The organism is Aurantiacibacter spongiae, assembly GCF_003815535.1.
Taxonomy (GTDB): domain Bacteria; phylum Pseudomonadota; class Alphaproteobacteria; order Sphingomonadales; family Sphingomonadaceae; genus Alteraurantiacibacter; species Alteraurantiacibacter spongiae.
Genome location: NZ_RPFZ01000001.1, coordinates 1,533,261 through 1,556,860, shown reverse-complemented (window position 1 = coordinate 1,556,860; position 23,600 = coordinate 1,533,261). Strand labels below are relative to the sequence as shown.

22 protein-coding genes and 2 tRNA genes are annotated in these 23,600 nt (G+C 65.5%); 14 read left to right on the top strand and 10 right to left on the bottom strand.

The window, feature by feature from the left end; all coding sequences use genetic code 11:
• Positions 1-3: 3 nt before the first annotated feature.
• From EG799_RS07585 to EG799_RS07575, 3 genes are all read right to left on the bottom strand, one after another.
• A complete protein-coding gene (locus EG799_RS07585; protein ID WP_123879994.1) occupies positions 4-399 on the bottom strand; it encodes a hypothetical protein in 396 nt (131 codons plus the stop codon).
• 168 nt (positions 400-567) lie between these two features.
• Positions 568-644 (bottom strand) — tRNA-Arg (locus tag EG799_RS07580).
• Positions 645-701: 57 nt separating this feature from the next.
• Positions 702-1,922 (bottom strand): M20 metallopeptidase family protein, encoded by a 1,221-nt coding sequence (locus EG799_RS07575; protein ID WP_123879992.1) that lies wholly within the window; start codon positions 1,920-1,922, stop codon positions 702-704.
• A gap of 204 nt (positions 1,923-2,126) precedes the next feature.
• Here EG799_RS07575 and EG799_RS07570 point away from each other — a divergent pair, with 204 nt between their 5' ends.
• Positions 2,127-3,155, top strand: coding sequence for a diacylglycerol kinase family protein (locus EG799_RS07570; RefSeq protein WP_123879990.1), 1,029 nt, complete (start codon positions 2,127-2,129; stop codon positions 3,153-3,155).
• Positions 3,152-4,039 carry a hypothetical protein gene (locus EG799_RS07565; RefSeq protein WP_123879988.1) on the top strand — a complete coding sequence of 296 codons (888 nt, stop codon included), beginning with the start codon at positions 3,152-3,154 and terminating at the stop codon, positions 4,037-4,039. Before EG799_RS07570 ends, EG799_RS07565 begins: the two co-directional genes overlap by 4 nt.
• Positions 4,040-4,047: 8 nt before the next feature.
• On the opposite strand, the gene EG799_RS07560 is transcribed toward EG799_RS07565, so the two are convergent.
• The gene (locus EG799_RS07560) at positions 4,048-4,545 is read right to left on the bottom strand and encodes a DUF2141 domain-containing protein (protein ID WP_123879986.1); all 498 of its coding nucleotides are present in this window, start codon (positions 4,543-4,545) and stop codon (positions 4,048-4,050) included.
• Between the two features lie 270 nt (positions 4,546-4,815).
• Between EG799_RS07560 and rpe the strand changes: the two genes are divergently transcribed.
• From rpe to EG799_RS07520, 8 genes are all read left to right on the top strand, one after another.
• Positions 4,816-5,493, top strand: coding sequence for a ribulose-phosphate 3-epimerase (gene rpe / locus EG799_RS07555; protein ID WP_123879984.1), 678 nt, complete (start codon positions 4,816-4,818; stop codon positions 5,491-5,493).
• Entirely contained in the window at positions 5,490-7,409 is a 1,920-nt protein-coding gene (locus EG799_RS07550) for a heparinase II/III family protein (protein ID WP_234029068.1), read from the top strand. The genes rpe and EG799_RS07550 overlap by 4 nt, the downstream gene beginning before the upstream one ends.
• 13 nt (positions 7,410-7,422) lie before the next feature.
• Positions 7,423-9,012 (top strand): bifunctional phosphoribosylaminoimidazolecarboxamide formyltransferase/IMP cyclohydrolase, encoded by a 1,590-nt coding sequence (gene purH, locus EG799_RS07545; protein WP_123879982.1) that lies wholly within the window; start codon positions 7,423-7,425, stop codon positions 9,010-9,012.
• 283 nt (positions 9,013-9,295) lie between these two features.
• Positions 9,296-9,973 carry a peptide-methionine (S)-S-oxide reductase MsrA gene (msrA, locus tag EG799_RS07540; RefSeq protein WP_123879980.1) on the top strand — a complete coding sequence of 226 codons (678 nt, stop codon included), beginning with the start codon at positions 9,296-9,298 and terminating at the stop codon, positions 9,971-9,973.
• Positions 9,974-10,008: 35 nt separating this feature from the next.
• Complete coding sequence (locus tag EG799_RS07535; protein ID WP_123879978.1) at positions 10,009-10,470, top strand: Fur family transcriptional regulator; 462 nt, start codon at positions 10,009-10,011, stop codon at positions 10,468-10,470.
• 76 nt (positions 10,471-10,546) lie between these two features.
• Positions 10,547-12,493 (top strand): 1-deoxy-D-xylulose-5-phosphate synthase, encoded by a 1,947-nt coding sequence (gene dxs / locus EG799_RS07530; RefSeq protein ID WP_123879976.1) that lies wholly within the window; start codon positions 10,547-10,549, stop codon positions 12,491-12,493.
• Positions 12,494-12,524: 31 nt separating this feature from the next.
• A complete protein-coding gene (locus EG799_RS07525; protein ID WP_123879974.1) occupies positions 12,525-13,097 on the top strand; it encodes a hypothetical protein in 573 nt (190 codons plus the stop codon).
• Between the two features lie 31 nt (positions 13,098-13,128).
• A complete protein-coding gene (locus EG799_RS07520; protein ID WP_123879972.1) occupies positions 13,129-13,935 on the top strand; it encodes an alpha/beta hydrolase in 807 nt (268 codons plus the stop codon).
• Positions 13,936-13,983: 48 nt separating this feature from the next.
• On the opposite strand, the gene EG799_RS07515 is transcribed toward EG799_RS07520, so the two are convergent.
• The 5 genes from EG799_RS07515 to EG799_RS07495 all read right to left on the bottom strand — a co-directional run bounded on the left by EG799_RS07515 (position 13,984) and on the right by EG799_RS07495 (position 19,803).
• Positions 13,984-14,439: a DUF3429 family protein gene (locus EG799_RS07515; RefSeq protein WP_123879970.1), complete on the bottom strand. Its 456-nt coding sequence runs from the start codon at positions 14,437-14,439 to the stop codon at positions 13,984-13,986.
• A gap of 185 nt (positions 14,440-14,624) precedes the next feature.
• Entirely contained in the window at positions 14,625-15,302 is a 678-nt protein-coding gene (locus EG799_RS07510) for an NnrU family protein (protein WP_123879968.1), read from the bottom strand.
• A gap of 12 nt (positions 15,303-15,314) precedes the next feature.
• A complete protein-coding gene (locus tag EG799_RS07505) occupies positions 15,315-16,700 on the bottom strand; it encodes an amidohydrolase family protein (protein ID WP_123879966.1) in 1,386 nt (461 codons plus the stop codon).
• Positions 16,697-18,094 (bottom strand): amidohydrolase, encoded by a 1,398-nt coding sequence (locus tag EG799_RS07500; RefSeq protein WP_123879964.1) that lies wholly within the window; start codon positions 18,092-18,094, stop codon positions 16,697-16,699. Before EG799_RS07500 ends, EG799_RS07505 begins: the two co-directional genes overlap by 4 nt.
• A 29-nt stretch (positions 18,095-18,123) precedes the next feature.
• Entirely contained in the window at positions 18,124-19,803 is a 1,680-nt protein-coding gene (locus EG799_RS07495) for a peptide MFS transporter (RefSeq protein WP_123879962.1), read from the bottom strand.
• Between the two features lie 196 nt (positions 19,804-19,999).
• Here EG799_RS07495 and EG799_RS07490 point away from each other — a divergent pair, with 196 nt between their 5' ends.
• Both EG799_RS07490 and EG799_RS07485 read left to right on the top strand, forming a co-directional pair.
• Entirely contained in the window at positions 20,000-20,338 is a 339-nt protein-coding gene (locus EG799_RS07490) for a GntR family transcriptional regulator (RefSeq protein WP_123882940.1), read from the top strand.
• 193 nt (positions 20,339-20,531) lie between these two features.
• Complete coding sequence (locus EG799_RS07485; protein ID WP_123879960.1) at positions 20,532-20,813, top strand: integration host factor subunit beta; 282 nt, start codon at positions 20,532-20,534, stop codon at positions 20,811-20,813.
• 26 nt (positions 20,814-20,839) lie between these two features.
• On the opposite strand, the gene EG799_RS07480 is transcribed toward EG799_RS07485, so the two are convergent.
• Positions 20,840-20,925, bottom strand: a tRNA-Leu gene (locus tag EG799_RS07480).
• A 257-nt stretch (positions 20,926-21,182) separates the two neighbouring features.
• Here EG799_RS07480 and EG799_RS07475 point away from each other — a divergent pair.
• A complete protein-coding gene (locus EG799_RS07475) occupies positions 21,183-21,857 on the top strand; it encodes a PilZ domain-containing protein (RefSeq protein ID WP_158611034.1) in 675 nt (224 codons plus the stop codon).
• Positions 21,858-21,916: 59 nt separating this feature from the next.
• Positions 21,917-23,530 carry an NAD(P)/FAD-dependent oxidoreductase gene (locus tag EG799_RS07470; protein ID WP_123879956.1) on the top strand — a complete coding sequence of 538 codons (1,614 nt, stop codon included), beginning with the start codon at positions 21,917-21,919 and terminating at the stop codon, positions 23,528-23,530.
• Positions 23,531-23,600 lie beyond the last annotated feature (70 nt).

Here is a 23,600-nt window from a genome sequence, read left to right as displayed (position 1 = left end):
CCTTCATGCGTAGCGGCGGGGGCCCATCTCCCCGGCGGGGGGCAGCAGTGCGAGCACCGCGCACCGCGCCTGCGTGAATTCGCGCCACAGGGCGAGCGCGGCCGGTTTGCAGTCGGCCCCGCGGGCGTTAACCGCGAGCAGGGTCGCTATGCCCGGCTCCATGACTGCCGCCAGATCGGCGCAGCCCCTGTCCGCCATTTCGCGCCGCCAGGGCTCGGCATCGCGGATGAGCGCCGGGAAATTGCGGATGTCCTTGCCCGGTCTTTCCGGCTCGATGCCGGCCAGCATGGCGACGACCTGCGCCGCCTCGCTCAGCGCGGCCCAACGCATCGAAGTGGTGCTGGCGCTCACCGTCGAGCGCGCCTGCGAAGAGCCGAAATTGGGGGGAATGGCGTTCATTGCCCCCGCCTCTACCGCGTCGAAGTTTCCATCCGGTTAGCGCCCATGCCCGAGGTCCGGGCATCGACCCGGCAACCGTAGTCCGCCCGCCCGATCTCTCTACCCGACTACGCACCGGATCAGGTTGCTGTGCAGCATAAAGGTAAAACGGGCAGACGGCGGAAAAGCTGGCGCACCCGACAGGATTCGAACCTGTGGCCTCTGCCTTCGGAGGGCAGCGCTCTATCCAGCTGAGCTACGGGTGCCTTGGTCTGTGACCGGTCGTTGCGGGCGATTAGCAACGTGCGGGCCTGTCGCCAAGTCTATTCGGCGGCCCATCCAGTCTCGAGGAATTTCGTGGCGCAACCTGCGAGGAAGGCGGTGCCGCGCGGCAGGACGCTTTCGTCGAGCACCATTCGCGTGGAGTGCAGGCCGCAGCATCCCTTCCAGTCGGCCCCTTCCGCCGCGGCGCCGATGAACAGCATCGCCCCGGGAACCTGTTCCAGCACGTAGCTGAAATCCTCGGCCCCCATCGTCGGGGCCGGGCGGTCGTGCCAGCCGTGCTCGCCGCCGATCTGGCAAGCGATGTCGCGGGCGAGCGCGACGGCGCGCGGGTCGTTCATCGTGACCGGAAATCCATCGGTGAACGTCACCGAGCCGGTGCAGTCATGCGCCGCGGCAACGTTTTCCACGACCCGGGAAATCGCGTCACGCACGGCTGCACGCCGTTCGGGAGATAAAGTGCGGATCGTGCCCTTCAACTCGACCTGGTCGGGGATGACGTTGTGCGCCGAACCGGCCTGCATCGTCGTCACGGTCACGACCGCAGCCTCGGCAGCATCGAAGCGGCGGGTCATCATGGTTTGCACGGCGAGGACGATCTCGGCGCCGACAGGAACGGGATCGGTTGCGTCGTAGGGCATGGAGGCGTGGCCGCCCGCGCCCTCGACAGTGATGTCGAACTGATCGGCGGAGGCCATCATGGCGGGGGCGCGACCTTCGATGCGGCCATGCGGAGCGTTGGGCCACACGTGAAGGGCGAAGGCGGCATCGGGCAACGCCTCGCCGCTGTCCCCACCGCCCAGAAGCCCGTCTCGCAGCATGTGACGCGCGCCGTGATAGCCTTCCTCGCCCGGCTGGAACATGAAGAGCACCCGCCCCGGCAACTCGCCCCGCCGCTCTGCGAGCACGCGCGCGGCGCCGGCCAGCATGGCGGTGTGCGCGTCGTGTCCGCAGGCGTGCATGCGCCCATCGATCGTCGACGCGAAATCGAGACCTGTCGCTTCCTGCATGGGCAGCGCGTCCATGTCGCCGCGCAGCAGCACGGTGCGGCCCGGGCGCGCGCCCTCGAGCACCGCTACCGCGCCGGTGCAGGATGGCCCCTCCCGCCAGTCCAGCGGAAGATCGGCGAGTTCCGCCCTGACCTTGGCCAGCGTCATCGGCGTATCGAGGCCCAGTTCGGGCTCCGCGTGTATCGCCCGGCGCAAGGCGGTGATGCGCTCTTCGTGGCCGCGCGCGGCGTCGAGCAGGGCTTTTGTCAGCATGGCTTCAGCAATCCTTGTTCACACGTGCGGTCCGGGCGCTCATTCGCGATCTGTAACGGCAAACGGGCGGACGGAACAACTCCGGCCTGCCGCCGGTTCTCCCGGAAATCGCCTGCTTGCCGTGTTGCAGGAGGACGACAGGCGTCCCATTTTCGTTTCTGGGCATGGTAAACTGACGAAACCCATGTTTAAGGCAAAAGGATAATGCACGGGACCATCCACCTCTTCGAACGGCTGCCACAGATGGATGCGAAGCCCGTCGCCGCCAACGACGTGCCGCTCTTCCCCGTGCGCGCCCGCCCGCTGGTGGGGATGATCCGCAATTCGCGCAGCCATCGTAACGAGAATGGCCTCGAGCCGTCGACCCTGCGCGACGACGTGATCGTGGCCATGCCCGAACGGCGCAAGGAACTGGCAGGTATCCTTGCCGATTTCGCATCGAAGCGGGTCGATTACATTGCCATCGACGGTGGCGATGGGACGGTGCGCGACGTGCTGACCTGTGGGGCGGGCGTATTCGCCGGCAACTGGCCGCGCCTCATCATCCTGCCCAACGGCAAGACAAACGCACTGGCGCACGATCTGCGACTGCCCTCCGGCTGGACGCTGGACGAGGCACTCCAGGCGGCGCGGCGTGGGCGTGCAGCCTTCCGCCGCCCGCTGGTCGTGACCCAGCGCGAGAACGAGCGGGCGCAGGTGCGCGGCTTCGTGCTGGGCGCGGGCGCTTTCACCCGCGCGATCGCCCTTGGCCAGCGCAGCCACGATCTGGGCGCCTTCAACAATGCCGTCGTCGGTCTGACCACGGCATGGAGCGTCGCGCAGGCCTTTTTCGGCAGCAACGAGAATGCCTGGCGGCGCGGCACGCCGATGCGCCTTCGTGACAGCGAGGGCGCGGACCTGCCGCATCGCGGGGGTTTGCCGGCGGGCGAGCGCTGGATGGTGTTCGCCTCTACGCTCGAACGCTTCCCCGCAGGTCTTGCCCCCTTTCGCGGGATCGAGGAACCGTTGCGTCTCGCGGTGATGGACAATGTTCGGCGCAGCCTGTTGCTGCGGCTGGGGGCAATCCTGCGAGGCAACGCCAGCGAGCGGACCCGGGAGCGCGGTTTTCACGCCTACGGCGCCGAAACGGTCGATTTCGACATCGAGAACAATTTCATCCTCGACGGGGAGGCCTTTCCCCCCGGCGAGTACCGGTTGTCGGCGGGGCCGAGGCTGCGCTTCGTCGTTCCGTGAGCCTGTCTGCGCGGGTGGAGGCGGCGCTGTCGCGAGCCGTCGATCCAGCGGTAACCGAATTCGCCGCAGTCCTGGCCCGGGAAGCCGGCGCGTTGGCCGTCCTGTTCTACGGCTCGAACCTCAGGACAGGCTCGCGCGAGGGGGTGCTCGACTATTATGTCCTGCTTCCCGGCCGACCAGAACGGGGCATCTGGCCCCGCGTTTCCTATCGCGAACGGGCTTGCAAAGACGAGATCCTGCGCGCCAAGATCGCGACCATGACCCTCGCGAAATTCGCCGAGGCGGCGCGGGGAGAAACGCTCGACACGACGATCTGGGCGCGCTTCGTGCAGCCATCCGCGCTGGTCTGGTATCGGGACGACGCAGCGCGCGTCGAAGTGACGCAGGCGACCGAGGCCGCTGTCCTGACGGCGGCGCGACTTGCGGTGGCAGTCGGGCCTTGCAGCGGGACGGAGGCGGACTACTGGCGGGCCCTGTTCCGGGCAACCTACCAGGCCGAATTGCGGGTCGAGAAAGCCGGGCGGGAAAACTCGATACTCGAACTCAACGCCGGCCATTTCGACGGTCTGTTGAGCGACGCCCTGAAGTCGGACGACATCCATTTCCGACGACACGGGTCGCATATCGCGCCCGACATGGCGGCGAACAGGCGCCGGTCGATCAAGGCCTGGTGGCGAACGCGGCGGCGCCTGGGCAAGCCGATCAACATTCTGCGCCTGCTGCGGGCAACGCGAACATTCGACGGGGCGGCCCGATACGGTGCCTGGAAGGTCGAGCGGCATACGGGCATCGCAGTCAAGCTGACGCCCTGGCGCGAACGCCACCCGGTCCTCGCCGCGCCGGGAGTAATGTGGCGCGTATGGCGCGCCAAGCGACGCGCCTGACGCGGCTTCTACATGTAGCGCATGCGGATCGTCATCGGGAGCACCTCGCGGCCCACGGTAAACCGCGTTCGGTTGATGCTCGGACGACCGAGGTTGAAGATGTTGATGCTCGGATTGTTCGACATGCCCCCGCCATCCGACATGATATCGGTGCTGCCATTGCCGTTAGCGTCGTGCCTGATCGCCAGCGCGTAGCTTCCCGCGGCGGGAACGGGCATACACACCTGCATGACGCCCTGCCTGGCGGGAACCTCGATCCGGGTCAGCCAGCGGCCGTCCTCCAGCCAGTCGCGTTCGGTACCGCGGTAAAGCTGAACGCGGAGCTTTCCTGTCGAGTTCTTGATATTGGTCACGTTGATCCAAACCGCCGGACCACTTCCCTGGCACGGCGCGATCGAATGGCGCACCTCGCGATTGTACTGCTGCGCGGCAACCGGCACCGCTCCGCCCGTCGCCATGGCGCCCGCCGCGACCGTGGCAGCCGCGATACGTGTGAACCTGCTCATCATAAAAACAACCTTCAGTCATTGCCCGGGCGCGGGGCCACCAGACCCATGACCTGTCCGAAGCGGCCATGAACAGTCTCGCGCCAAGTGTACCCGATAATTACGGGAGAAATTAGGTTTCGCCAGTGAACCGCCGCTGAAGAGAACGTTCGTCAGGTGAAAGCCGAAGGAAAAGAAGCGGAACGCCGCATACGTCTCACGATTGGTGGAAAAGAAAGTCCGCGCCGCTTGTAGGGCGATTCGCACATCCTTAACGAAGTGATCCGAGCCATGACCGTCCAGTCCAGATCACCGCTGATTTCCCCGTCGATCCTGTCGGCCGATTTCGCTCGCCTGGGGGAAGAAGTTCGCGCCATCGACGAGGCGGGTTGCGACTGGATCCATGTCGATGTGATGGACGGGCACTACGTCCCCAACCTCACCATCGGCCCCGCCGTGGTGAAGGCGCTGCGTCCGCACTCCGAAAAACCTTTCGATGTTCACTTGATGGTATCGCCGGTCGACAACTGGATCGAGCCTTTCACGGGGGCTGGCGCGGATATCATCACCATTCACCCGGAGGCGGGAGCGCATGTGCACCGCACCATCCAGGCGATCCGTTCGGCAGGCTGCAAGGCTGGCATATCGCTCAATCCCGGAACGCCGGCCAAGATGCTCGACTACCTGATCGAAGAGATCGACCTCGTCTTGGTGATGAGCGTCAATCCCGGTTTCGGCGGGCAGAGCTTCATCACCAGTCAGCTCAAGAAGATCGAGGCGGTTCGCCGGATGATCGACAAGGGCGGTCACGAGGTGCTGATCGAGGTCGACGGCGGCGTCAACGCGGATACCGCGCGCCAGTGCGTGGACGCGGGCGCAGACGTACTCGTCGCCGGCTCCGCCACATTCGAAGGCGGGGCGGAACGCTACGGCGAGAACATTGCTGCGCTGAGGGGAGAACGCGCGTGAACGCCCATGCCGGAGAACTCAAGGACGGACCCCGGCAGGGTAAATCGGCCAAATCCTCGCGCCCCGAACAGCTCGCTATCCCGCTGGGTACCGAAACCGCTGAGCCGCTGGTCGAGACGCGACCTGCAAAGGCCCATGACAGGCCAGTCGCCCGCCGCGAATCCGCACCCATCGGCGGGACACCGCAAGGCACCGCCCCGCTCGCTGCCGACCGCGCGCTCGTCGTTACTGATTTCGAGCCGCCGCGCATCTCCGCTGGCGAGAAGCTCATCCGTCTCGCCTATCGCATGGGGTTTTCGGGCACCACGATCGTCGCGCCGTTCCGCAAGCCGGCGCGCCCCCGCCTGCTCGCGACGGTGGAAAGCCCGTTGCCGGGGGACGGACCGGCCGGGACGGCGCTTCGCGCGGGGCATTTCCATATCTTCGGGGTCAAAACTCCCATCGCGCAGATGGATTTCGGGCCGACCGCCAAGCATGTTCCCCCGGTCGAGCGGTCGATCCACGGCTTTTCCTGGTTGCGCGATCTTTCCAGTTGTGCGCCGCGCGAGCAGTGCACGGCAACCGCGCAGCGCATCCTGGAAAGCTGGCTCGATGCCAATCCGCGCCCCGGCAAGGGGCCGGCGTGGAAGGTCGAGCATGCCGGTGCGCGGCTGCTCAACTGGTTGGTCCATGCCCCGCTGTTGCTGGGCGGGGACCATGCCGCCCTTCGCCAGCGCATGCTCGACGCCATGACCGACACGGCCCGCTGGCTCGACCGGAACATCGGGCGGGCACCCGATCGACTCGCGGAAGTCACGGGATGGTGCGCGATCGTCGCCGCCGGCCTGTTGCTCCCCGAAGGCAAGCCGCGCCGCCTCTTCGGCGAGGCCGGGCTGGTGCGTGCCCTGGGCGAACTGGTGGGCGACGATGGAGGCGTCCTGTCGCGCAGCCCGGTAGGACAGATGGACGTCATCGCCGATCTTGTCGATCTGCGGGCCTGCTACGCCGCCTGCGACAGGGACGTTCCGCAGGCGGTGGAGACGATGCTGGCGATGCTCGTTCCACCCTTGCTGGCGCTGACCCATTCGGACGGTGGCCTCGGTAGCTGGCAAGGGGGGGCGGCGACGAGTGCGGAGCGACTGAAAGCTCTGATCGACGCGACGGGCGTGCGCGCCCGCCCTCTCAAGGAACCACGCGGCTGGGGCTACGCACGCGTCACGGCGCGCCGGTCCACGCTGCTGCTCGACGGATCGCCCCCGCCGCTCGGTCGCCATGCCAGACACGGCTGCGCCTCGACACTCGCGTTCGAATTCAGTCATGGCGAACATAGGCTGGTCGTCAATTGCGGGGGCGCGGCGCTGGCTGGCGGGCAGACCCCGATCCGCATAGAGCAGGGGCTGCGCGCCACCGCCGCCCATTCCACGATGGCGCTCGGCGATGCCAATTCCACCGCCGTGCTCATCAACGGCAAGCTTGGCGCCGGCGTGGGCGAGGTCGAGATCGATCAGCGCGTGGTGCAGCTCGATGGTTCACAGGCAACCCGGGTGGATGCCAGCCACGATGGCTATGCGGCCCGGTTCGGTCTCGTGCATCGGCGTATTCTGATTTTGCGCGACGACGGGCAGGAACTGCGTGGGGAGGATATCCTCGTCCCTTCGGGTCGCAAGGGAAAGCGCGGCAAGGTACCCTATGCGCTGCGCTTCCATCTCGGTCGTCACGTGGTGGCCACCCTGGGAGAAAAGGGGCGCGGTGCCTCGCTCAGCCTGCCCGACGGCTCCTTGTGGAAATTCGCCACCGGGGCGGACGGGCTCGAGATCGAGGAAAGCCTGTGGGTCGACGGCAACGGCCGGCCGCATCCCGTGCAGCAACTCGTCATCCAGGGTTTCGCCTCTCGCGGGGGCGGCAACTTTTCCTGGCTTTTCAAGAAAATGAACTAGCAGGACTTACCTCATGAGCGATGTGACGATCAGGCGGGCACTGCTGTCAGTGAGCGATAAGGAGGGCATTGTCGATCTTGCCTCGCGCCTGGCGAAGAACGGCGTCGAGCTCGTTTCTACCGGCGGCACGGCGCACGCGCTGCGCGAGGCGGGGCTCGAGGTGCGCGACGTTGCGGACCTGACGCAATTTCCCGAAATGATGGACGGGCGGGTAAAGACCCTGCACCCCATGGTCCACGGCGGCCTGCTCGCGGTGCGCGATGATCCGGGTCACACCGCGGCGATGGAGGCGCACGGCATCGCCGCGATCGATCTCGTGGTGGTCAATCTCTATCCGTTCGAAGCGACGGTTGCCCGGGGGGCCGAACGTGGCGAGGTCATCGAGAACATCGATATAGGCGGGCCGAGCATGGTCCGCTCCGCCGCGAAGAATCACTCCCACGTCACGATCGTGACAGACCCGGCAGACTACGGGGAACTCGGCCGCGAACTGGCAGATCGCGGCGGCGCGACCGGGCTCGATTTTCGCAGGCGCATGGCGGCAAAGGCATTTGCAGCCACTGCTGCCTATGACGCGGCGATTTCCAGCTGGTTCGCCTTTTCCGATCAGCAGGCGATGTTTCCGCAATCGCTGTCACTGGCCAGCCACCTGTCATCGACGCTTCGCTATGGCGAAAATCCGCACCAGCAGGCTGCCCTCTATCTGCCCAACGGTCCTGCAAACGCGGGCGTGCCGCAGGCCCGTCAGGTGCAGGGCAAGCCGCTGAGCTACAACAATCTCAACGATGCGGACGCGGCGCTTGGCCTGGTGGCGGAATTTTCGGCGGAGCGCCCCTGCGTGGTCATCGTCAAGCACGCCAATCCGTGCGGGGTGGCGGTGGCCGATACGCTCCTGGAAGCCTGGCAGGAGGCGCTTGCCTGCGACAGTATCTCGGCCTTCGGGGGAATCGTCGCGACGAACGTTCCGCTGGACGGAGCCACGGCCAGGGCAATCGCGAAGATATTCACAGAGGTGGTCATCGCGCCCGGGGCCAGCGACGAGGCATGCGACGCGTTCGCGGCGAAAAAGAACTTGCGCTTGCTCCTGCTCGACCATCTGCCCGACCCGGCCCGCCCTGGCCTCGACATCAAGACCATCGCCGGCGGAATGCTCGTGCAGTCACGTGACAATGGTGTCGTCACGGAAGGCGACCTCGAGGTTGTGACCAAACGCCACCCGAGCGAGAGGGAAGTCGCTGATGCCCTGTTCGCGTGGAAGGTGGCGAAACACGTGAAGTCCAATGCCATAGTCTACGCCAGGGACGGGGCGACGGTGGGCATTGGCGCAGGTCAGATGAACCGGCGCGATTCGAGTCGCATCGCCGCCGAACGCGCACGGGAAGCCGCCGAAACCGAAGGCTGGGACGCCCCGCGCACGACCGGCAGCGCGGTTGCATCCGACGCGTTCTTCCCCTTTGCCGACGGTCTGCTTTCCGCGATCGAAGCCGGAGCCACCATGGTGATCCAGCCGGGTGGCTCCATGCGTGATGAGGACGTAATCGCCGCCGCAGACGAGGCAGGCATTGCCATGGTCTTTACCGGGATGCGTCACTTCCGCCATTGACCTCGGTCGGCTTTCGACTGCTATCCGCCGAATACCGCGTGCGGAAGCGGGGCAACGCGCCGAAACGATGGCTATGCAGGACGAAAGCGGAAATTGTCTTTCGCATTCACTGCGAAGTCAGACGCGCATTCCTATATAGGTTGCGAAACGCAATTCTATTCTTCCGGACAGTGACCATGAAATTCTTGAAATCCGATCTCTTCCGATCCTTCTTCGTCGGTTTCGGCGTGACCGCCGTCATCATGACGATCGATCTGATGCCGCATCTGGCGGGGGCTTGAGCATGAAGCACGTCGGCCCCTTCATCGCCGCCGCCGCGCTGGGCTTCGCGGGGCTTTCCCTGCCGGCTATTGCGCGGGCGGAAGCGGTGTTCGATGCGCCGGTCGCTGCGCGCCAGGCTCACGAAACGGGTCTCAAGACCGCGGTTTTCGCGGGCGGTTGCTTCTGGGGCACCGAGGCCGTGTTCAGTCATGTGCGCGGTGTGACGAGCGTGATCTCGGGGTTCAGTGGCGGTACGCAGGGCACGGCGAATTACCGCCGGGTATCCGCGGGCGGAACCGGTCATGCCGAGGCGGTGAAGGTGACATACGATCCCGACGTCGTGCGCTACGATCAACTGTTGCAGATCCTGTTTTCCGTTGTCGCCGACCCGACGTTGCAGGATCGACAGGGTCCGGATGTCGGGTCGCAATATCGCGCGGCGATCATGCCCCGGTCGGACGAGCAGCGCGCCGTGGCGCGGGCCTACGTTCGCCAGATGGGCCGCTCCGGGGTATGGAACAGCCCCATCCGGGTGCAGGTGGAGCGGGCGCAGGGCTTCTTCCCGGCAGAGGACTACCACCAGGATTTCGCTTACCGGAACCCCGGCCATCCCTATATCCGCCGTTGGGACGCGCCCAAGGTTCGCGCGTTGCGAGAGCAATTCCCCCAGCTCTACAGGTCGGCATTCCGCACCGGCTGATTGCCGCCCGCGGCGCCTGCACCTATGTAGGGGGCATGGCGAAGCACGATCACAGCGAGCATTCGGGGGACGCACTTGTCAAAGAGGCGGGCAGCGTCCTCATCGAGTCCGGTGAGCAATGGACCACCATGCGCGAGGACGTGTTTCGCGCCCTCGCCGCGCAGGATCGTCCGGCTTCAGCCTACGACATCGCGGAAATCGTCGGCAAGGCGCGAGGCAAGCGGGTGGCCGCGAACAGCGTCTACCGCATTCTCGACCTTTTCGTGCGGACCAATCTCGCCAACCGGATCGAGAGCGCCAACGCCTACCTCGCCAACACCCACCCCGGCTGCCGGCACGATTGCATCTTCCTGATTTGCGACGATTGTGGACAGGCGGACCATTTCGACGACGATCGCCTGACTGGTTCGCTGCGGCAGGCCGGGGAGGAACACGGGTATTCGGCCGTTCGCCCGGTGGTCGAATTGCGCGGCCTGTGTGCCGAGTGCGCCGGCTGATCGGACGACCAACCGTTGCTTTTCGTCGATCAAGCGTTCATCGACTTGGCAGGTTTGCCGGTGTAAGGATCATGTCATGACCAATTCCCGCCCGGAAACGCCGCTTCTCGATCAGGTCGACACGCCCGAGGATCTTCGTCGCCTCGAGCCCGAGCAGCTGCGCCAGCTGTCCGACGAGTTGCGCGCCGAAATGATCGACGCGGTTGGTTCCACCGGCGGCCATCTGGGGTCGGGCCTCGGCGTGGTCGAACTGACAACCGCCATTCACTATGTCTTCAACACGCCGGAAGACCGGCTGATCTGGGACGTCGGCCACCAGGCCTATCCGCACAAGATCCTGACCGGCCGGCGCGACCGTATCCGCACCTTGCGCCAGGGCGGTGGCCTGAGCGGCTTCACGAAAAGGTCGGAAAGCGAGTACGATCCGTTCGGCGCGGCGCATTCGAGCACCTCGATCAGCGCCGGGCTGGGCTTCGCGGTCGCCAACAAGCTGAATGACCGGCCGGGCAAGGCCATCGCGGTCATCGGCGATGGCGCGATGAGTGCCGGGATGGCCTATGAGGCGATGAACAATGCCGAGCAGGCGGGCAACCGGCTCATCGTGATCCTCAACGACAACGACATGTCCATTGCTCCGCCGGTGGGCGGCCTGTCCGCCTATCTGGCGCGCATGGTGTCCTCCAGCGAGTATCTTGGCCTGCGCACCCTCGCCTCGAAGGTCGCGCGCCGCCTTCACCGCAAGGTCCATTCCGGACTTGAAAAGGCGGAGGAATACGCGCGCGGCATGGTAACGGGCGGGACCATGTTCGAGGAACTGGGATTCTACTATGTCGGCCCTATCGACGGGCACAATCTCGATCACCTCATCCCGGTGCTGGAAAACGTACGCGATTCCGAACAGGGACCGGTGCTGGTCCACGTCGTCACGACCAAGGGAAAGGGGTACGAACCGGCGGAAAACAGCGCCGACAAGTATCACGGCGTTCCCAAGTTCGACGTCGTCACCGGCGAGAAGAAGAAGTCCGCCGCCGGCCCGCCGGCCTATCAGAACGTGTTCGGGGAAACGCTCGCAAAACTGGCTGAGACGGACGAGCGCATATGCGCCATCACCGCCGCCATGCCGGGCGGCACCGGCGTCGACAAGTTCGCCGCGGCGCACCCTGACCGCGCCTTCGACGTGGGCATCGCCGAACAGCACGGGGTCACCTTCGCCGCAGGTCTTGCGGCGCAGGGCATGCGCCCGTTTGCCGCGATCTACTCCACTTTCCTCCAGCGCGCCTACGATCAGGTGGTGCACGACGTGGCGATCCAGAACCTGCCCGTCCGTTTCGCCATCGACCGCGCCGGTCTGGTCGGTGCGGACGGTGCGACCCATGCCGGCAGCTTCGACGTCACCTACCTCGCCAGCCTGCCGAATTTCGTAGTCATGGCCGCAGCGGACGAAGCGGAACTGGTCCACATGACCTATACCGCCGCCGAACACGACAGCGGCCCCATCGCCTTTCGCTATCCGCGCGGAAACGGCGTGGGTGTCGCGCTGCCGGAACAACCGCAGAAACTCGCGATCGGCAAGGGACGCATCGTGCGACCCGAGAGCGGCAATATCGAGAAGGGCGGCAAGGTCGCCATCCTCTCCCTCGGCGCAAGGCTGGCGGAGGCGCAGAAAGCCGCCGACCAGCTCGAGGCGAAGGGCCTGACCACCACCGTTGCCGACATGCGCTTTGCCAAGCCGCTGGACGAGGAACTTATCCGCAAGCTCGCCGCCACGCACGATGTCGTCGTGACGCTGGAGGAGGCTGCGATCGGCGGTCTGGGCGCCCATGTCCTTACCCTGGCGAGCGACGAGGGACTGCTCGATGCCGGTCTGAAGATCCGTACCATGCGCCTGCCCGATGTGTTCATCGATCAGGACGATCCGGACAAGCAGTACGATCAGGCCGGCCTCAACGCTCCGCAGATCGTAGATACCGTGCTGGCAGCGCTGCGGCACAACAGCGCCGCCGTGAAGAAGGCCCGGGCCTGACGGCATTTGTCGGGCGAAGGACGCCGGAGCGGTGACTGCGGGAGAGACCTTCGATTACCTCGCGGTGCTGTATTCCGTCGTCATCGGCCTCGCCCTGACGGAATTGCTGCAAGGGTTTCGCCGGTTGCTCGCCGCCCGGCGGCGCGTGGTGCCATACTGGCCGGCGCTGCTGTGGTCCTTCACCCTGATACTCGTCCTGGCGCAGACCTGGTGGGCGATGTTCGGACTAAGGGTTGCCGGCGAATGGACCTTTGCAACCTACGGCGTCGTGCTCCTGCATACGGTCCTGCTGTACCTTGCCGCCGGCCTTGCCATGCCGGAATTGGGCGGTGGGGAACGGGTCGATCTGCGGGCGCGATACTTCGCCAACGCCCGCCCCTTCTTCACCTTGCTGGTCGCCTTCGGCCTGGCGAGCTTCGCCAAGGAAGCGGTGCTTTACGAACGGTTGCCCGCACTGGCCGATACCGTCTTCCAGATGATATTCGTCGCTGGCGCGGCGATCGCCGCTGTTGTGCCCAACGAACGATTCCACAAGATCATCTCGGTCATCTTCCTCGTGCTGTTCGCTAGCTACATCGCCATCCTCTTCGAATCCTCGTTCTGAGCGGCTGCCGTCAGCAGATGACCCGCAGGGCGTGGCCTACCTTCGCATGATCGGCTGGATCGCGACCGCGACGCTGGTCGTCTATCTCGGCCTGGTCGCGGCTGCCTGGGCAATGCAGTCGCGGATGATCTATCCCGCCCCGCCCGTCTCGACCGAATTGCCCGACGGGTTCGAACGGGTGACCTATCGCACAGCCGACGGCCTCGATCTCGTCGCGGGCTATCGACCGGCGCGCGATGGAATGCCCACCGTGCTGTTCTTTCACGGCAATGGCACGCACTGGCAATCAAGCGCATGGGTCACACGCGATCTCGCAGGGCATGGCTACGGCGTGCTGGCGGCTGAATATCGCGGCTATGGCGGCAATCCGGGGGTGCCGGGGGAAGCTGGCCTCTACGCGGACGGACGCGCCGCCCGGGCTTACCTGCATGACCGCGGCGTGGCAGCAGACGAGATCGTTCTCGTCGGCAACTCCATCGGCTCAGGCGTAGCGACGCAATTGGCGACCGAGATCGAGCCGCTCGCGCTCGTCCTGGTGTCGCCGTTCGACAGCCTTGCGGCAACCGCCGCGCGCAAGGTGCGCTGGCTGCCGGTGAAGATGCTGCTTCGCGATCGCTACGACAACCGGGCCAAACTACCCGCGGTCGCGGCGCCCGTGCTGATATTGCATGGCGGGGCGGACACGCTCATCGCTCCGGAACAGGCGCAGGCGCTCGCCGACGCGAGGCCCGGGACCGAACTGGTCATTCATCCCGGCCGGGGCCACGACCTGATCGCCGATGACGAGGTCCAGTCGAGGATCGCGTCGTTCGTGGCCGAGTTGCGAACGGACAGGTGAGGGCGGCGCCGAAGCGCAGCGCGCCGCGGATTCCAGCGATGGCGCAGGTCAGGAGCGCGCAAGGGCAACCGCCGACAGGGCGAGCAACCCTGCGAGGGCGATGCCGATCTGGGGCGGTCGCAAACCTGCGAAAAAGCGCGGCGCCTCGCCGTGCCGTGCGGCGTGCGGATCGTACACGAGCACGCTTGCATATCCTGCCACGAGTATCGGAAACGCCCACTGGGGCGAGAGAACGAGCGCCAGCAGCCCGCACCCGAAGCGCCCCATCATGATGATAAGCTGCGAAACCTGCGGTCCCGGCACGGTAAAGAAGCTGAGGCCGCGCGCCACCCCGGCAAGAAATAGGAAGATCGCCGCCGCCCAGACCCGCGCCACAGGCACCGCCCAGGAATACCCGGTCAGCGCGGCGAGAGCCAGCAATGCAAGAAGCGCCACCGGCGCGTAAGCCAGTATCACGCTGAGCGGGGGCGTTGCGTCTGGCGTATCGTTGCGCGGCGAGGGCATCGGACTATCGACTATGCGACTAGGCCATGTGCGACAAGGCCACCGGTTCCGCAACTGAGCTTGGCTTGGGCTATAGGTTCGTTCGGACAGGGGGGCTGGTCACGCAACGGGTCGCCGGCGGTGTTGCCCTCGCCCGGTCTTCCTGCCCTTCGCCTGTTGATGCCGGGTGTGGCGCTCCGCGTGCGTCAGCTCACCCAGCGCCACAGGCCGGCGGGCACCCCGGCGGCGTCGATGTGCAGCCAGGTGATGCCCAACCAGGCGGCGACTGCGATGACCCATAGCAGCCAGCCGACCGAGGCCAGTCGGTGCCAGCGCGGCCAGTAGCTGGTCTTAGCCTGCCAGCCGATCCACGCTGCGCCCTGCAGCCGTGCTTTCTTGCGGTCCTGCAAATGGGCGCCGAGCAGGGCGAGAACGAGGATCGCGCCGGCGACGATCACCGTGCGCCAGCTCCACCACAACAGCATGTGCGCTGCGGCCCATAGCGCAAAGCCCCACATCATCGGGTGACGGGTTACGCGAAACACGCCGGCGGGTTCGTGATGCGCCGTATCCGCCGCGGCCGGCGACGGGAAGGCCGGATTGCCTCGCAGCGAGCCGAGGAACAGGACGAGGGCAATCACGGTCAGCGCGCTGGCCACGGCCCAGCCGATATTGCTGCTGCCGGCAAGATCAGGGGAAGGCGCCGCCCGAAAGGCGCGCGTCATCCACCACAGACCCGCGATGGCTACCACCGAATAGAGACCCAGGAATGGCCGCTCGCCGATGCGCGAGACGAGCGGCGCCCGCAGCGGATGGGAAAGGGCGAAATGCGTTCCGACGAAAGCGACGCTCGCCGCGACTAGCGACAGGAGCGCGGGGTCCACGGCGCGCCCTCGCTACCACTCGTAGCCGCGCGGCAGCTGGCTTTCGTCCAGCGTGCGGTAGCGTTCGCGAAGGCGCGTCTGGTGGTTGTCGAGCGGTTGCTCCACACCGTCGATGAAGACGCGGACCGGCGCTGAACTGGTTTCGAGCGGATCGCCGTCCCACACCACCAGATCCCCCAGCGCGCCCGGTGTCAGCGTGCCGCCGGTCTCGCCGAGGCCGGCGATGTGGGCGGGCACCGAACTGATGGCGGCGAAGGCTTCGCCCCAGGTTAGCCCCGTGGCTCCCGGTACACGGCTCAGACCGACCAGATTCCCGGCCTGCTGGGGCAATCCGCGCGGATGATCGCCGCTGCTGTCGTAAAGACCGATCGCAACCTCGACCCCGGCATCGCGCATCCGGCCGACATTGCTCTGCGTGGCGGCGAGCTGTTCGAAGCTGACCGGCAGGTCGCGCAGACCCGCGGCAATCACCGGCACGCCGGCGGCGGCGATACGGTCGGCGACCATCCATCCCTCCGCCGCGCCGACAATGACAATGTCGAGGCGCGGAAATTCGTCCTTCAACGCGATGGCCGAAAGAATGTCCGAAGCGCGTTCCACTCCGATGTAAAGCTTCTGCTCGCCGGTCACGACGGGAACCAGCGCCGCGGCGTCGAAGCGGGAAAGCAGCACGTCGGTATCGCGTTCCGCGCGGCCCGTCAGGCGCGGATCGATCCTGAGGTCGTCATAAGTGCGCATGTCGCGGGTTTCGCTGCGACCCACCAGTTCGGCATCCTCGCCGTAGGCGCTCGCCTCGCGCAGGGCATTGCGAAACAGCGCGTGACTGGACGTGCGGCTGCCTCCGGCAAGGCGCGCACCGCCTTCGCCCAGTTCGACATACTGGAACGCGCGCGGGCGGCGCACCGCATCGTAATCCGCGCCCAGGTCAATCAGCGCGCCCTGCCCGGCAAAGATGGTCGAGCCGGCATTGGGAGTAACGGTGGCGCGAGTGACGCCGCCAGCGCGGCTGTAGGCGAAATCCTGCGCCATCGGGTTGATGACGGGTGACACGTCGAGCGCGGCTCCGAAGGGGGATCCCGTGGCATAGACGTCGTTGCTCTCGTCCACCGCGTCGACATCGACAAGGCCGAGATGGGTCATGGACGCGAACAGGCCGGGCGTCACCCACATGCCGGTGCCGTCGATGGCCTGCATGCCTGCTGGCACGGAAACACCGCTACCCGCGGCCGTCACGCGGCCACCACGCACCACCACGGTCGCGTTCTCCACCGGATCGCTGCCATCGCCCAGGGCAACGGTAGCACCGGTGATGGCGACGTCCTGGGCATTCGCAGGGGTGGCGAGCGAACTGGCGAGGGCGAACACGGCACCGGCGAACAAGGACAGGCGGCTGGTCATTTCACGTCTCCCGCACCGGGCTGGCCGAGCTCGAAATCGCTGATCGGGCGGCGCCGCGGATCGTTGTAGTCGTACATCAGCGCCCCGTCGATCCAGACCATTTCGGGCCGGGTATAGACCGACAGCGGATCGCCGTTCCATAGCACCACGTCGGCCATCTTGCCCGGTTGCAGGCTGCCCGTCATCTCGTCGATCCCCATCGCCCGTGCGGCGTTGAGGGTGAACCACGAGATCACCTGCTCGTCGGGGATGTCGATACCCATGCGGCGGCCGTCCGCCTGCGCCTTTGCGGCCTCCTGATTCAGACGCTGGATGCCGTTTTCGTCATCGGAATGGATGACGACGCAGGCACCGGCATTATGGATGAGCGCGGCGTTTTCGGGAATGGCGTCGTAGGCTTCCATCTTGAAGCCGTACCAGTCCGCCCATACCGCGCTGCATACGCCGTTGTCGCGCAGCAGATCGGCGATCTTGTAGCTTTCGACCGCATGATGAAAAGCGGTCACGCGGTATCCGAACTCGCGCGCCATATCCATCACCAGCGCCATTTCGTCGGCGCGGTAGCAGTGGTTCTGGATGAGGATGTCTCCGTCCAGCACGCCGGCGAGCGTCTCCATGGCGAGATCGCGATCCTCTCGGTCGCCATCGGCGTATTCGCGCGCCTCGATCCAGGTTTCGCGGTTGACCGCGAAATTGCCCATGCGGGTTGAGGGCATCCGCCCCCGGCTGCCATAGACGCGCTTGGGATTCTCTCCGCACGCCATCTTCAGCGAGTAAGGCGCGCCGGGAAATTTCATTCCCTGCACCGTGCGGCTGGGCACGTTCTTGACGGTGACGGAGCGTCCACCCATCAGGTTGGCCGAGCCGGGCAGGATCTGCAGCGAGGTGACGCCCCCGTTGGCCAGCGCGCGGGCGAAGCCGGGATCCTGCGGCCATACCGAGTGCTCCGCCCACACCTCCGGCGTGGTCGGATCGGTTGCCTCGTTGCCATCGGCATGGGCATCGACGCTGGGCGTCGGATAATCGCCGAGGTGCGAGTGCACGTCGATGACTCCCGGCGTCACGAACTTGCCGGTTCCGTCGATACGCGTGTAGCCGGCGGGCACCGCGAGGTCCGCCCCGCCGATGCCGACCACTTCGCCATCGGCGAACAGCACGATACCGTTGTCGATCCGGCCGCCCGCACCATCATAGACGGTAGCGCCCACCAGCGCGGTCGGGACACCGGGATAGCGCGTGTAAGTGGAGGCGTAGGGGACCTGCGCCGTTTCCGCCGCTGCCGGGCGGTTGGCGGCGGGCCGTTCCTCGCCGCCTGCGGTAGCACAGCCGGCGAGTGCCAGAGGCAACGCGGCAAGGGCTGGAAGAAGGCCGATGCCGGCGCTGCGTCTGGTCATCTCTTATGCTCCCTGTTTCGAGCGGTTCGTTATTGCGGACGGGTGGCCGGGTGGAAGCCGGCCTCCTGCTCCGACAGCCCTGCTTGCGGCAGACCTTCCAGATCGTCCGAGACGTTGTCGTCGCGCAAGGTGTCGAGGTGCATCAGCTTCTTGACCAGCGGGCTGACCAGAACGACGAGCACGCCGATACCGATGGCGACGAGACCCATCGACCAGTAGACGTTCAGCGCCGCTTCGCGGGTCATCTCGCCTTCCTCGCCCTCGCCCATGATCGAGCCGAGGAAGCCCGCGACGTAATTGCCGCCCGCCGTGCCGAAGAAGAATGCCGCCATCATCAGGCTGGCCATGTGGGTCACCGACAATCGGTTGACCGCGGACAGGCCGACGGGGCTGAGGCAGAGTTCCCCGGTCGTGGAGAGCAGGTAGAACAGGAAGATGAACAACACCGGCAACAGCAGCACGCCTGCCTCGTTGGCGGAACTGAAATTGTTCGCTCCCCAGACCAGCACCACGAAGGCGAGGCCCATCTGGATGATGCCCAGCCCCATCTTGGCAGGGGTGGAGGGTTCGATGCCGCGCCTGGCGAGGAACTGCCACAGGCCTGCAAAGACCGGGCCGAGCAGGATGATGTAGATCGGGTTGATCGACTGGAACAGCGAGGTCGGAACCCCGCCCTTGTCGACGTAGCGATCGGTGAACAGGTTCACCGAACCGCCTGCCTGCTCGAACAGGCCCCAGAACACCGGCATCAGCAGGATGAAGAAGATCATCGCGTAGACGCGCTCTCGCGCATCCTTGTCCAGCTTGGCCGATTCCTTGAGCACGTAAGCCAGCAGGGCGACGCCGGATGCGAGCAGGATCCAGCCGACCGCTTCCTGGAACTGGATCAGCGCCCAGATCACGACCACGCCGGCCAGACCGACCAGGTAGAGAAACCATTCGAGCTTGATGCCGGCGACGTTCGTCCGCAGCCGTTCGGGCACTGGCGGCTCGCCCCGGCCCTTGAGCAACGGCTTGCCCATGATGAAGACGATCAGGCCGAGCAGCATGCCGATGCCCGCGGCGCCGAAGCCGTAGGCCCAGCCGATCGTCTCGCCCAGATATCCGGCGATGATCGTGCCGGCCGCGGCGCCGACGTTAATGCCGATGTAGAAGATCGTGTAGGCGGAATCGCGGCGGATGTCGGTACGCGGATACAGTTGGCCGACGATCACCGAGATATTGGCCTTGAGAAAGCCCGAACCCACGATGATGAGGGAGAGCGCGAGCCAGAAGACGTTGAGCGTGGGATCGTTCTGGTAGCCTGATCCGTCGCCTTCGAACGCCATGCAGAAATGGCCCAGCGTCAGCAGCACGGCACCGAACAGCACCGCCTTGCGCTGCCCCAGGTAACGGTCCGCCAGCCAGCCGCCCAGAACCGGGGTGATGTAAACCAGAGAGGTGTAGGCGCCGTAGATCAGATTGGCGCTGCCGTCGGAATAGAGCCAGTGCTTGACGAGATAGAGCGTCAGCAGGGCTCGCATGCCGTAATAGGAGAAGCGCTCCCACATCTCCGCGAAGAAGAGGATGACCAGTCCCTTGGGATGGCCGATCACTTCCTCTCCCCTGCGACTGACCGCAGCGAGTCCCGCGATCAGGAAGATGGCGAGGATGACCGACGCGATCGCCGCGATCCAGTCGCCCTCATTCCAAAGTGCCATGTCTTTCATGCGTGCTTCCCCGAATGTCTTGTCTTGCGCGCAGCCTTCTGCTCGATCCCCGTCGAACTGCGCGAAAGCCCGGCACCCTAACGATTGTTTCACCCATGTGAAGCCGTTTCGGTTGCGCGGGAAACGATTGCCCGCCCGGCTTTGCGTCAGCCGCCGCTTGCCCGAGGCGCTGTATTATGGCACCAATCCACCTGTCATGCCCGATACCCGCCCTGTCTATCTGCGCCTGCGCGAACGGATCGCCGCCGCCATCATTGACGGGCGCTACGCCGAAGGGGAGATGCTCCCCTCGGTGCGCGCCTTCGCGGCCGAGCAGGGGGCAAACCCGTTGACGGTGGCCAAGGCCTATCAGCAATTCCAGGCCGACGGGCTCATCCGGGTTCAGCGCGGTGTTGGCATGTTCGTGCGCGCGGGTGCTGCGGAAACGCTCCGCGATTCGGAACGGGCGCAATTCATGCGCGAGGAATGGCCTTCTATCCGCGACCGCATGGCGCGGCTTGGCATCGAACCGGCGGACCTTCTCGACGAAGCGTGAGCCTGCGCGATACCGGCAAAGGTCGGTGATTGACAATTATGAGTTTTTCCGCGCATTATTGTTTCCGGAATCGCCGTTTTCCGGCATTGTTCCGCACGTTCGCGAACAGGATGGGGCTTTCGCGACCTCGCACGTTACAAAGGCCGAGGGGGCACCGACGCTCGGCAGACCACAGCTTATTTGGAGAGCGATCATGATCCGGTCCGAATTGCTGCAGGCCCTAGCTGCCGAGAATCCGGATCTTCGGCCCGAGGAAGTCGAGCAGGTTCTCGACATCTTCTTCGAGGAGATCTCCTCCCGGTTGGCCGAAGGCGGCCGTGTCGAGCTGCGCGGGTTCGGCACCTTTTCCACCCGCCAGCGCGAAGCGCGCACCGGGCGTAACCCGCGTACCGGGGAGGCGGTCGACGTGCCCGCCAAGCGGGTTCCCTATTTCAAGCCGGGCAAGGAAATGCGCGAGCGGCTGAACGCCGACTGACGGTTCGCCCGCCTCGAAGGTCGGACTGGTGCGGGCGGCGGGACTCGAACCCGCACGAGCAAGGCTCAGGGGATTTTAAGTCCCCGGCGTCTACCGGTTCCGCCACGCCCGCAATTCGCATCTCGTACCCTGCGCCTAGCGTCTTTCGTCGCTGCTTGCCAATCGCGCGTGGGCGCATCCGGGTGCCTGGCCCTCGATATGCTCCGGCAGGTGAAGTTAACACGCTGGCGCGGTTTCGATGCGCATTCTTCGCCCTTCCGGGTTAGCGACTCGTCAACGCATGGATTCGTACAAATGTTGACCGAGAAAAAGGCCGTCGACGGTCCGCCCCAGGGTGGATCACGTCCGCCGAAGGGAAACGACAAGATCATGGCAGAACCGCTACGCAACCGCATTCCGGCACCGACGCAATTCTTCGCTCCGGACACGAGGGCGGCACCGGTTCCCGGCCCCACTCCACGCGTCGAGGCGACGCTGGATCAGCGCATCGCGCCCCGCTTCACCCTTTTGATCCGGGCGGCGAAGCTGATCGCGGCAGACGGCGAATACCTGTGCATCATCCGCGACGCGTCCGAAACGGGGATCAGCGTTCGCACCTTCCATCCCCTGCCCGTCGGCAGTCAGATGGTGATCGAACTGCAGAACGGCGATCGCTACCACGCCGATCTCGTCTGGCAGCAGGATGACCGTGCCGGCTTCGCTTTCGATCAGCCGGCGGACATTGCGCGCATCATCGCAAGCCCCAGCCGCTATTCGAAGCGCGCCATTCGCGTGAGCCTGACCGCCGAGGCCGAGATCGTCGCGGGGGGCACCGTCGCTGACGCGACCATCCGGGACATCTCCCAGCAGGGGGCCAAGATCGACTGCGGCTTTCGGCTGGCGATGGACCAGCGCGTCAAGCTGAGGGCCGCGGGCATGGTCGAGACCGACGCCATCGTACGCTGGCGCCGCGAAGGACAATGCGGCCTCGTTTTCGACGAGACCTTCCAGTTCGGTGAACTGGCGCGGATCGTCATGGAAATACAGCGGCGGCGCGCCACTTAACCTCTTCATAACCAATTTCCTTCACTCCCGTTCAGGACAGTTAACGGGGGTCTGGTTTCATGCAGAACAGTTCAATAGCTGGGGTCGCGGCGGCTGACGAAGCGGTCGTCGATGTCGCCATCGTCGGGGCCGGACCGGCCGGCCTTACCGCAGGCTATCTGCTCGCCAAGGCGGGCAAGACCGTCGCCATCATCGAGCGCGACGAGACTTACGTGGGCGGCATCAGCCGCACTGTAGAGCACGACGGCTATCGCTTCGACATCGGCGGCCACCGCTTCTTCTCGAAGAGCCAGCAAGTCGTCGACCTGTGGAACGAGATCCTGCCCGACGACTTCATCCAGCGCCCCCGGATGAGCCGCATCTATTACGAGGGCAAGTTCTATTCCTACCCGTTGCGCGCGTTCGAGGCGCTGTGGAATCTCGGCATCTTGCGGTCCACCATGTGCATGGCGAGCTATGTCAAGGCGAAGGCCTTTCCGAAGCGCGACATCCGCAGCTTCGAGGACTGGACCAGCAACCAGTTCGGCAAGAAGCTCTATTCGATCTTCTTCAAGACCTACACCGAAAAGGTGTGGGGAATGCCGTGCAACGAGATGAGCGCCGACTGGGCCGCGCAGCGTATCAAGGGGCTGTCCCTGTGGGGCGCCGTGGTCGACGGTCTGAAGCGTTCGCTCGGCCTCAACAAGCTCAACGACGGCAGCGGCACGCAGGCCAAGACCCTGCTCGAGACCTTCCGCTATCCACGGCTCGGCCCCGGCATGATGTGGGAAGCCGCGCGCGACCGTATCGAGCAATCCGGCATGGGCCAGGTGCTCATGGGTCGCGAGTTGAAGCAGCTCGCGACTGACGGACAGGGCGGCTGGCGCATGACCGCGACCAGCGCCGACGGAGCCGAAACCGTGATCCGGGCCGCGCACGCCGTCAGTTCCGCGCCGATGCGCCAGCTCGCCGCGCGCCTCCACCCGTTGCCCGCCACGACGCTGCAAGCCAATAACCTCAAATATCGCGACTTCCTGACGGTAGCGCTGATGATCCGCAGCGAGGATCTGTTCCCGGATAACTGGATCTACATCCACGATTCGAAGGTGAAGGTCGGCCGGGTGCAGAACTTCCGCAGCTGGTCGCCCGAAATGGTGCCGGACGAGGACGTGGCCTGCGTGGGTCTGGAATATTTCTGCTTCGAGGGCGACGGGCTCTGGTCGATGGCGGACGACGATCTCGTCGAACTGGCCAAGACGGAAATGGATATTCTCGGCCTCGTCAGCCCCGACAAGGTGATCGGCGGCGCCGTCGTGCGGCAGGAGAAGGCCTATCCCGTCTACGACGAGGACTATGCCGCCAATGTCGAGGCGATGCGAACGGAACTGGAAGAGCGCCACCCGACGCTGCACCTGGTCGGCCGCAACGGCATGCACCGCTACAACAACCAGGACCACGCGATGATGACCGCCATGCTGACGGTCGAGAACATCCTCGCCGGAGAGCGGGTCTACGACACCTGGTGCGTCAACGAGGACGCCGAATATCACGAGGCGGGAGACGAGGGCGAAGAGAAGGCGATCGCAGGTCGAAAGGTCAGCGAGGACCAGGCCGCCGCGCTCGCCTCGGTGCGCGAAGTGCCGGGCCGCGTCGCTGCCGACGCAGGATCTGGCGAAGAACGCCGCGCGGCCTGACGTGGCGAGCGTACCTGTTACCGGCGCCGGGTCTAACGGCAAGCCCCTGGAGATTCTGATCTCCAACGGT